The organism is Streptomyces sp. MZ04, from assembly GCF_004684775.1.
Taxonomy (GTDB): Bacteria; Actinomycetota; Actinomycetes; order Streptomycetales; family Streptomycetaceae; genus Streptomyces.
Genome location: NZ_SRIC01000313.1, coordinates 1 through 9,111 on the forward strand (window position 1 = coordinate 1; position 9,111 = coordinate 9,111).

9 protein-coding genes are annotated in these 9,111 nt (G+C 70.3%); 4 read left to right on the top strand and 5 right to left on the bottom strand.

The window, feature by feature from the left end; genetic code table 11:
• The 3 genes from E2651_RS37150 to E2651_RS37160 all read left to right on the top strand — a co-directional run.
• On the top strand, positions 1-1,360 hold a 1,360-nt coding region (locus E2651_RS37150), incomplete at its 5' end, for a trypsin-like peptidase domain-containing protein (protein ID WP_245239460.1).
• 82 nt (positions 1,361-1,442) lie between these two features.
• Positions 1,443-1,886 carry a sec-independent translocase gene (locus E2651_RS37155; RefSeq protein WP_135335682.1) on the top strand — a complete coding sequence of 148 codons (444 nt, stop codon included), beginning with the start codon at positions 1,443-1,445 and terminating at the stop codon, positions 1,884-1,886.
• A 174-nt stretch (positions 1,887-2,060) separates the two neighbouring features.
• Entirely contained in the window at positions 2,061-2,729 is a 669-nt protein-coding gene (locus tag E2651_RS37160; protein ID WP_135335683.1) for a hypothetical protein, read from the top strand.
• A 72-nt stretch (positions 2,730-2,801) separates the two neighbouring features.
• Here E2651_RS37160 and E2651_RS37165 read toward each other — a convergent pair whose 3' ends face one another.
• The 3 genes from E2651_RS37165 to E2651_RS37175 are packed head-to-tail and all read right to left on the bottom strand — an operon-like array spanning position 2,802 to position 5,921.
• A complete protein-coding gene (locus E2651_RS37165) occupies positions 2,802-3,935 on the bottom strand; it encodes an Mrp/NBP35 family ATP-binding protein (protein WP_135335684.1) in 1,134 nt (377 codons plus the stop codon).
• A gap of 44 nt (positions 3,936-3,979) precedes the next feature.
• A complete protein-coding gene (locus E2651_RS37170; RefSeq protein ID WP_135335685.1) occupies positions 3,980-4,558 on the bottom strand; it encodes a DUF1003 domain-containing protein in 579 nt (192 codons plus the stop codon).
• Complete coding sequence (locus E2651_RS37175) at positions 4,545-5,921, bottom strand: CBS domain-containing protein (RefSeq protein WP_167829006.1); 1,377 nt, start codon at positions 5,919-5,921, stop codon at positions 4,545-4,547. Before E2651_RS37175 ends, E2651_RS37170 begins: the two co-directional genes overlap by 14 nt.
• A gap of 194 nt (positions 5,922-6,115) precedes the next feature.
• Between E2651_RS37175 and E2651_RS37180 the strand changes: the two genes are divergently transcribed.
• Positions 6,116-6,892 carry a hypothetical protein gene (locus tag E2651_RS37180; protein WP_209446341.1) on the top strand — a complete coding sequence of 259 codons (777 nt, stop codon included), beginning with the start codon at positions 6,116-6,118 and terminating at the stop codon, positions 6,890-6,892.
• A 67-nt stretch (positions 6,893-6,959) separates the two neighbouring features.
• Here the strand turns inward: E2651_RS37180 and E2651_RS37185 are convergent, their stop codons facing one another.
• Together E2651_RS37185 and E2651_RS37190 are read right to left on the bottom strand one after the other, a co-directional pair.
• Entirely contained in the window at positions 6,960-7,466 is a 507-nt protein-coding gene (locus E2651_RS37185; protein WP_135335686.1) for a hypothetical protein, read from the bottom strand.
• Between the two features lie 24 nt (positions 7,467-7,490).
• Positions 7,491-8,606 (bottom strand): magnesium and cobalt transport protein CorA, encoded by a 1,116-nt coding sequence (locus tag E2651_RS37190; protein WP_135335687.1) that lies wholly within the window; start codon positions 8,604-8,606, stop codon positions 7,491-7,493.
• Between the last annotated feature and the right edge of the window lie 505 nt (positions 8,607-9,111).

A 9,111-nucleotide genomic window follows, 5' to 3' on the forward strand; every position in this document is an offset into this window, starting at 1 on the left:
CCACGGCACCGCGCACCCCATGCCCCCGCAGCAGGCGGCGGCCCCGGCCCCGCAAGCCGCGGCCCCGCAGCAGCCGGTGGCCCAGCAGCCGCACCCGCAGGCTCAGCCGAACCCGGCGGCTCCCCAGGCCCAAGCCGCCCAGCCGCACCCGGCCCCGCAGACCCAAGCCGCCCAGCCGCGGCAGCCGTACGACCCCTGGAACGCGCCCCTTCAGCAGAGCGGTGCCGTCCCCGTCGACCCCGTCAAGAAGCGCAAGCGTGCGAACCGCACGCTCCTCGTCTTCGTTGCCGTCATCGCCATCGTCTCCGGCGGCATCGGCGGAGCCGTCGGCGCCTATCTGGAGCGCAACGGCGGCACGGAGGTCGAGTTGCCGCAGGTCGGCACGGAGGCCAAGGGGCGGGCCAAGGACAGCGTGGCCGGTATCGCCGCGAGCTCGTTGCCCGGCGTCGTGACCCTGCACGTCAGCGGCGACGAGGCACAGGGCACCGGCACCGGCTTCGTGCTCGACGGCAAGGGGCACATTCTTACCAATAACCACGTCGTGGAGCCCGCGGGTACCGGCGGCGAGATAACCGTGACGTTCAGCGGCGGCGAGACCGCCGACGCGGAGGTCATCGGGCGCGACTCCGGGTACGACCTGGCCGTCGTCAAGGTGTCGGGCGTACGCGGACTCAAGCCGCTGCCCCTGGGGAACTCCGAGAGCGTCCAGGTGGGCGACCCCGTCGTCGCCATCGGCGCCCCCTTCGACCTCGCCAACACCGTCACCTCCGGCATCATCAGCGCCAAGGAGCGCCCGATCACCGCCGGCGGTGAGAAGGGCGACGGCAGCGATGTCAGTTACGTCGACGCGTTGCAGACCGACGCCCCGATCAACCCGGGCAACTCCGGCGGCCCCCTGGTCGACGCCCAGGCCCGCGTCATCGGCATCAACAGCGCCATCCGCTCCGCCGACGACAGCTCGGCGCCCGGCGGCGGCCAGGCCGGTTCCATCGGGCTCGGCTTCGCCATCCCCATCAACCAGGGCAAGCGCGTCGCCGAAGAGCTGATCAACACCGGCAAGGCCACGCACCCTGTGATTGGTGTCACGCTCGACATGGAGTACACGGGCGATGGAGCCCGGGTCGGGGCCAAGGGCAAGGGCGGCGGCCCTGCGGTAAACAAGGGTGGCCCCGGTGAGCGCGCCGGCATCGAACCGGGCGACGTCATCACCGAAGTGGACGGCCAGCGCATCCATTCCGGCGACGAGCTGATCGTCAAGATTCGCGCCCACCGTCCGAAGGACAGCCTGGAACTGACCGTCCAGCGCGATGGAAAGGACCGGAAAGTGACCCTCGTACTCGGTGCGGCGGGCGGCAGCTGATCCCCGCCTTTCGCCCAGTGGCTACCGGACGGACAGGAACGCCCGGTACCGTGGACCCGGTCCGGATGGCAAGGAGTTCAAGGTGTTCTCAGACATTGGCCCGCTCGAGGTAGTGGCGCTGGTCATCCTCGCCGTGCTCGTCTTCGGCCCGGACAAGCTGCCCAAGCTGATTCAGGACGCATCGCGCACCATCCGTAAGATCCGCGAATTCTCGGACAGCGCGAAGGCTGATATACGCAGTGAACTCGGCCCGGAATTCAAGGACTTCGAGTTCGAGGACCTGAATCCGAAGACCTTCATCCGCAAGCAGCTCGACAACGACGAGCTCGGCCTGAAGGAAATCCGCAACGGCTTCGACCTCAAGAAAGAGATGGCCGAGGTCACGGACGCCGTGCACGGACGCGAGTCAGCCGATGGCTCGGACGACACGTCGGACGCGGCCCCGAGTGGCCGGATCGACATGACGAAGAAGTCGGAGCAGGCCCCGGCCGTCGAGCGCCCGCCGTTCGACGCCGACGCCACCTGACCTCCTGCCGAGCACCCTCGGTACGCCCCGCGGCACGCCGCGTGAGACACCCGTGCGCCGACCGGTGTCCCGGCTTCCGCAACCGGTGTGGCTATCCTGCCTTGTTGTCCGGCTGAGGACGCCCGAGGGGGGCGGGCCCTGCGGACCGACGAGAACGAGGAGGCGGCCGGGTACATGGAGACGACAAGTCGCGTAGGCGCACAGGCGCCGGCCGCGGACGGTGCCGCACAAGCGGCGCCCTCCGCCCGGCACGCGGTCGACGGCTATCTGCGTGCGTCCTTCCCCTGGTACGGCCTCGACGAGGCCTTCACGGGGCAGCGCTGGCTGATGCAGGTCGGCACCGCGGACGGCGAGGTGGCGCACGGCTCCATCGGCCACGGCGACGAGCCGTCGGTCCGCAGCGAGGGGCCGCTCGGCACCAACGACAAGGAGCGCTTCGCGGTCGTGGTGACCGTCGAGGCCAACCCCGTGCGGCGCAGCGCCGACGGCACGGGCCTGCTCGAGGCGACCTCGGTGTCGTCCGCGGCCTGGCTCGCCGGTGTGGGGCTGCTCGCCGTCACCTGGCCGGGCCAGATGGACCACAACCTGCGCAACGACTGGCTGGACCAGCAGACCGAGACGGCCTGGGTGCTCGCGGACGATCTGCAGGGCGAGGACTGGTCGACGCTCTCGCTGCCGGTGGACGGGGTACCGACCTCGTTCCACTACCGCGAGTCCGAGTTCGGCTGGGTGCTTGCGGGCTCCACCAAGGAGGGCGTCCATCTTGGCGCCTATGGGCGTGGCATGAGCGCGTACGGCCTGGGCTTCTCCGTGGTCAAGGACATCGCCGAGTACGCCGACTAGCGACTACCGCAGTACGCCGATGGGGGCGCCGCTCGTCATGAGCGGCGCCCCCATCGGCGTATGACGGAAGACTCAGAACTTGTTGCGCGGCGTGATGCCCAGCGTCATGCCCGCGAGGCCGCGCTGGCGGCCGCCCAGCTTGCCCGCGATGGCGCGAAGGGCCGAGCCCGCGGGGGAGTCCGGGTCGGTCAGGACGACCGGCTTGCCCTCGTCGCCGCCCTCGCGCAGGCGGACGTCGATCGGGATGGAGCCGAGGACCGGGACGTTGGCGCCGGTGGTCTTCGTGAGGCCGTCGGCGACCCGCTGGCCGCCGCCCGTGCCGAACACGTCGACCATCTCGTCGCAGTGCGGGCAGGGCAGGCCCGACATGTTCTCGACGACGCCGACGATCTTCTGGTGGGTCTGTACGGCGATGGATCCGGCGCGCTCGGCGACCTCGGCCGCCGCCTGCTGAGGCGTCGTCACGACGAGGATCTCGGCGTTCGGGACCAGCTGCGCGACGGAGATCGCGATGTCGCCCGTGCCCGGCGGCAGGTCGAGCAGGAGCACGTCCAGGTCGCCCCAGAACACGTCCGCGAGGAACTGCTGGAGCGCGCGGTGCAGCATCGGGCCGCGCCACACCACCGGCGCGTTGCCCGGCGTGAACATGCCGATGGAGATGACCTTCACGCCGTTCGCGGACGGCGGCATGATCATGTTCTCGACCTGGGTGGGCTTGCCGTCGGCGCCCAGCATGCGGGGCACCGAGTGGCCGTAGATGTCCGCGTCGACGACGCCGACCTTCAGGCCGTCCGCGGCCATCGCGGCCGCGAGGTTCACCGTCACCGAGGACTTGCCGACGCCGCCCTTGCCGGACGCGACCGCGTAGACGCGGGTCAGCGAGCCGGGCTTGGCGAAGGGCACCTCGCGCTCGGCGGTGCCGCCGCGCAGCGCGGCCGCCAGCTCCTTGCGCTGCTCGTCGCTCATCACGTCCAGCGTGACGTCGACGCGCGTGACGCCGTCCACGCGCGCGACCGCGTCCGTCACGTTCTTCGTGATCGTCTCGCGCATCGGGCAGCCGGAGACCGTGAGGTAGACCGTGACGGCCACGGCGCCGTCCGCGCCGATCTCCACCGATTTGACCATCCCCAGCTCGGTGATGGGTCGCTGGATCTCGGGGTCGTTCACTGTCGCCAGTGCTTCACGCACCGCGTCTTCCGTAGCCATACGACCGATAGTACGGCGCGGTAACCGTGGGTCGGAAAGCCCCGTCAGCGGTCGTCTACATCACGTCCGCCGCGCTCCTCCACCGGGAATACGACGCGGTTGGCCGTCCGGTGCTCCTCCAGCTCCTTGACCAGGTCCTGGAGCTCGGAACGGATCCAGTCGCGGGTGGCCACCTCGCCCAGGCCCATGCGCAGCGAGGCGATCTCGCGGCTGAGATATTCGGTGTCCGCGATGGAGCGCTCGTTCTGCTTGCGGTCCTGCTCGAGGTTGACCCGGTCGCGGTCGTCCTGCCGGTTCTGCGCGAGGAGGATCAGCGGGGCCGCGTAGGACGCCTGCAGGGACAGGGCGAGCGTCAGGAAGAGGAACGGGAAGGGGTCGAAGCGCAGCGCGTCGGGCGCCGTGACGTTCCAGACGACCCACACGGCGATGGTGAACGTCATCCAGACGATGAAGCGTCCGGTGCCCAGGAACCGCGCGATCCGCTCGGAAAGCCGCCCGAAGGCCTCGGGGTCGTACTCCGGGAGCAGCTTGCGGCGCCGCGGCCGCGGCAGGTCGAGGCGGAAGCGCGCGGGCCTGGGCTCGGCGCGGGTCTCGCGCTCCCGCTCGCGGTCAGCCGCAGGCATGGCGCGCCTCCTCCTCCTGCTCAGGGGGGTACCGCCCTGCTCGAGCGGAGTCGAGAGCTTGGGGGAGGAACTCCGTCTCGCGCCAGTCGTCGGGCAGCATGTGGTCGAGTACGTCGTCGACGGTGACCGCCCCGAGCAGCGAGCCGCCCTCGTCGACCACGGGGGCCGCCACCATGTCGTACGTGGCGAAGAACCCGGCGACCTGCGGCAGCGTGGTCTCCGGTGTGAGCGGCAGCAGATCGTCGTCGAGGATCGAGCCGACCTGGGTGTACGGCGGATCGCGGAGCAGCCGCTGGAAGTGCACGGTGCCCAGGTACTTCCCCGTCGGTGTCTCGTCCGGCGGCCGGCACACGTACACCTGTGCGGCGAGCGCGGGGGAGAGGTCCTGCTGCCGCACGCGGGCCAGCGCGTCCGCGACGGTGGCGTCGGGCCGCAGCACGATCGGCTCGGTGGTCATCAGACCGCCGGCGGTGCGCTCCTCGTACGCCATCAGGCGCCGCACATCGGCGGCGTCGTCCGGCTGCATGAGGGTCAGCAGCCGCTCCTTGTCGTCCTCGGGCAGCTCGGCGAGCAGGTCGGCGGCGTCGTCGGGGTCCATCGCCTCCAGGACGTCGGCGGCGCGCTCCTCCTTCAGCTTGCCGAGGATCTCGATCTGGTCGTCCTCGGGGAGCTCCTCGAGGACGTCGGCGAGCCGGTCGTCGTCGAGCGCGGCCGCGACCTCCGCCCGCCGCTTGGGCGAGAGGTGGTGGAGCACGTTGGCGAGGTCGGCGGGGCGCAGCTGCTCGAAGGTGGCGAGCAGGCTCTCGGCGCCCTGGCCGTGCTCCTCCAGGGAGAAGCCGTCGACGGCCGACCAGTCGACGGTGAGCGTCTCGCCCTTGCGCCGGAAGGTGCCGCCTTTGCCCTTGCGTACGAAGACCCGGTTGATCTCCCAGTCGCGGCGGGCCGGCAGCTGCTGCACCGACACGTCGAGGACGGTCACCTCCTCGCCCGTCTCGACGAGCTTCACCCGGCGGTCGAGCATCTCGCCGAGCACGAGCCGCTCGGTGGGCCGCTGCTCGAAGCGCCGCACGTTCAGTACGCCGGTGGTGATGACCTGGCCCGACTCGATGCCGGTCACCCGGGTCATGGGCAGGAAGATGCGGCGCCGCGTGGACAGCTCGACGACGAGGCCGAGCAGGCGCGGCGGCCTGCGTCCCACCCGTCTCCCACCACCACCCTTGCCGGAGAGCCCTTCGGGCTCGCGCCCCTGGATGCGCAGCATCGCCACCAGGTCGCGCACCCGCCCCACCTGGTCGCCGTTCGGGTCGAAGACGGCGGTGCCCGCGAGGTGCGAGACGAAGATCCGGGAGGGGCGTTCCGCCATCACGCGCGCCTCCTCCACCCGTAGGGATTCATGCCGTTCTGTCCGATAATGCGGGCTTCAGGCTAGCCCGTCCCGGTCGGATACGCCCCGGTGGAGCGTCCGGACGGACTGCCGCCGAAGTGCGTAGTCAGCACGGGTACGCTGCCGTACTGCCGAAGCCGTAGCCGTCGTCCCCACGAGAGGCAGTGCCACCTGTGACTGCGATTCCCCTGGCCCGCCGCACCCGCAAGGCGGCAGTCGTGAGCGCGCTGTGCGCGGGTCTCGTGGTGGGGGTCACCGGTCTCACCGGGTGCAGCAGCAGCGAGGAGGACCCGGACGCGGGCACGAACGGCGTCGGCAAGCTCCCCGCGACGAAGATCCAGAGCAAGTCCGCCGCGGCCGCCGACGCGGCGACCGCCGTGCGGCTCTCGGGCACGGTGGTCAGCAAGGGGCACACGTACAAGCTCGACATGCGGCTCAAGGGTGAGGGCGGCGAGGGCTCGGTCACCTCGAAGGGCGACACCTTCAAGCTGCTGCGCGTCGGCAAGCAGCTGTATCTGATGGCCGACTCCGGCTTCTGGACCCACGCCGACGCCAAGGGCGGCGAGAAGCCCGGCAAGGGGGACGACGCGGCCGCGGCCAAGCTCGACGGCAAGTACGTGAAGGTCCCCCAGGAGGACGCCGCCTACAAGCAGCTGAGCGGCTTCACGGACAAGGATGTCCTCCTGTCGGGCATGCTCACCCTGCACGGCAAGCTGGAGACGGGCGAGCGCGGCAGGACCGGCGGCATCCCCAGCATCAAGCTCACCGGCGACAAGGGCGCGGGCGGCACCCTGGACGTCTCCCTCCAGGGCAAGCCCTACCCGCTGAGCCTGCAGCGCGCGGGCGACGCGGGCACGCTCCGGCTCACCGACTGGGGCAAGGACTTCACCCTCAGCGAGCCGGGCAAGGACGAGATGGTGGACTACGGGGAGCAGCTGCCGACGTCGTAGAGCGCCCCGAAGGGGCGCGGGGAACTGCGCGACCAGCCAAGACGAACCCGCAGACGGAAGCGGACTCTCAGCGCTTCTTGCGCTTGAAGAGCAGCCGCGGCAACGCATCCGGCACGGGAAGCCGCGTCGTCGCCCGTGTCACCAGCGGCGCCGCGGCGAGCGACCCCTCGGGCAGATCGGTGACGATGTCCTTCGGCGTGAGGCGCACGACCCGGCACTCCGCGGCCCAGCGCTCCGTCATCCGCTCCCCGTCGGGCGCGTTCAGGCGCTTGCCCTTGAGCTCCGCGACGGCCGCCTCCCACGCTTCGGAGTGCGGCGCGAGCTCGCTCACCGAGGCCGTCCACGCGATGAGGCGGCCGCCCTTGTCCTTGCTGCGTACGGTCACCTCGGCGGTGGAGCCGTCGGCGAGACCCGGCAGCGGCTGCTCACCGGGGCCGTCGCCGACCAGGTGGACGGCCCCCTCGTGCCATACGTGCCACAGGCCGCGGTCCGGGCCGTCGCCGCGCACCCAGATGAGCCCCGACTTCTTGGTGGCCTCCTCGAGGAGGGCCTGGGCGAGCAGCGTTTCTGTCATGCGCGCAGCCTACCGAGTGGGGTGCTACAACCAGCCGTTGCGCTTGAGGGTGCGGTGGATCACCCAGCAGACGCCGCCGATGAGGCCGAGCACCATGGGGTAGCCATACCGCCAGTGCAGCTCGGGCATGTGGTCGAAGTTCATGCCGTAGACCCCGCAGACCGCCGTCGGCACGGCGATGATCGCCGCCCAGGAGGTGATCTTGCGCATGTCCTCGTTCTGCGCGACCGCGGCCTGCGCGAGGTTGGCCTGCAGGATCGAGTTGAGCAGTTCGTCGAAGCCGACGACCTGCTCCTGGACGCGCGCCAGGTGGTCGGCGACGTCACGGAAGTACTTCTGGATGTCGGGGTCGACGAGCCGCATGGGCCGCTCGCTCAGGAGCAGCATGGGCCGGAGCAGCGGCGACACGGCCCGCTTGAACTCCAGGACCTCGCGCTTGAGCTGGTAGATCCGCCCGGCGTCGACACCGCGCGCGGACCCCTTGCCCTTGCTCGGCGCGGAGAACACCTCGCTCTCCACGTCGTCGATGTCGTCCTGCATCGCGTCGGCCACCGCGAGATAGCCGTCGACCACATGGTCGGCGATGGTGTGCAGGACGGCGGAGGGGCCCTTGGCGAGCAGCTCGGGCTCCTCCTGGAGCCGCCGCCGCAGCGCCCGCAGCGAGCCGTGCCCGCCGTGCCGCACGGTGATGAAGAAGTCCCGTCCGGTGAAGCACATGACCTCGCCGGTCTCGACGACCTCGCTGGTGGCGGTGAGCTCGGCGTGCTCGACGTAGTGGATGGTCTTGAAGACGGTGAAGAGCGTGTCGTCGTAACGCTCCAGCTTGGGCCGCTGGTGCGCGTGCACCGCGTCCTCGACGGCGAGCGGGTGCAGCCCGAACTCGGCGGCGATACCGGCGAATTCGGCCTCGGTCGGCTCGTGCAGACCGATCCAGGCGAAGCCGCCGTCACGGCGCACCTGGAGCATCGCCTCGTGCGGGGTGAGGGTGTCGTCGCACGCGGCGCGGCGGCCGTCGCGGTAGACCGCGCAGTCGACGACCGCGGACGCGGCCTCGCGGGTCGCGTCGTACGAGATGTAGGTGGTGCCGTCCTTGCGCGGCGCGGGGCGGACGGCGGCACGCAGGTCACGGATCATCGACATGGGCAGGCTCCTTTGACGGAGGCCGCCGGCGACGGTTGGAACTGCCCGGAATGGGGACGTCCTGCTGAGGATGTTTGGCACGTCCACAAAGCGGGGAGCACCGCACCGTCGCGGTGGCAGCTTCGCTACTGACTCAGACCGGAGAACTCAGAGAGATCAGGTGGAAACGAAGTGCTCTTCCGTCGCACGCGGCACTGAGGAGTACACACGCACAAGTGGCAGCTACAGGGCTGCGTGAGATGTCAGACGGAAGAACGGGTGGTACTGCACGGTCGACTTCGATCCATGGCAGCCCCACCTCCTCCGGCCGGTCCCCCGTAGGGGAAGTCCCAAGCGCGTAGCGCGCGCGAAGTCATCTGCCCGGGCTGGAGAGCGCGCTCTGCGTGCTGCCCGGAACCAGCTGCCAACACTATCAGCCGACTGAAAGGTCAAGCCCCGCCTTTACCCTGTCTTTTATACACATCTGACGCTGCCGACGAATAGCCTTGTACAGATCTCGGTGGTC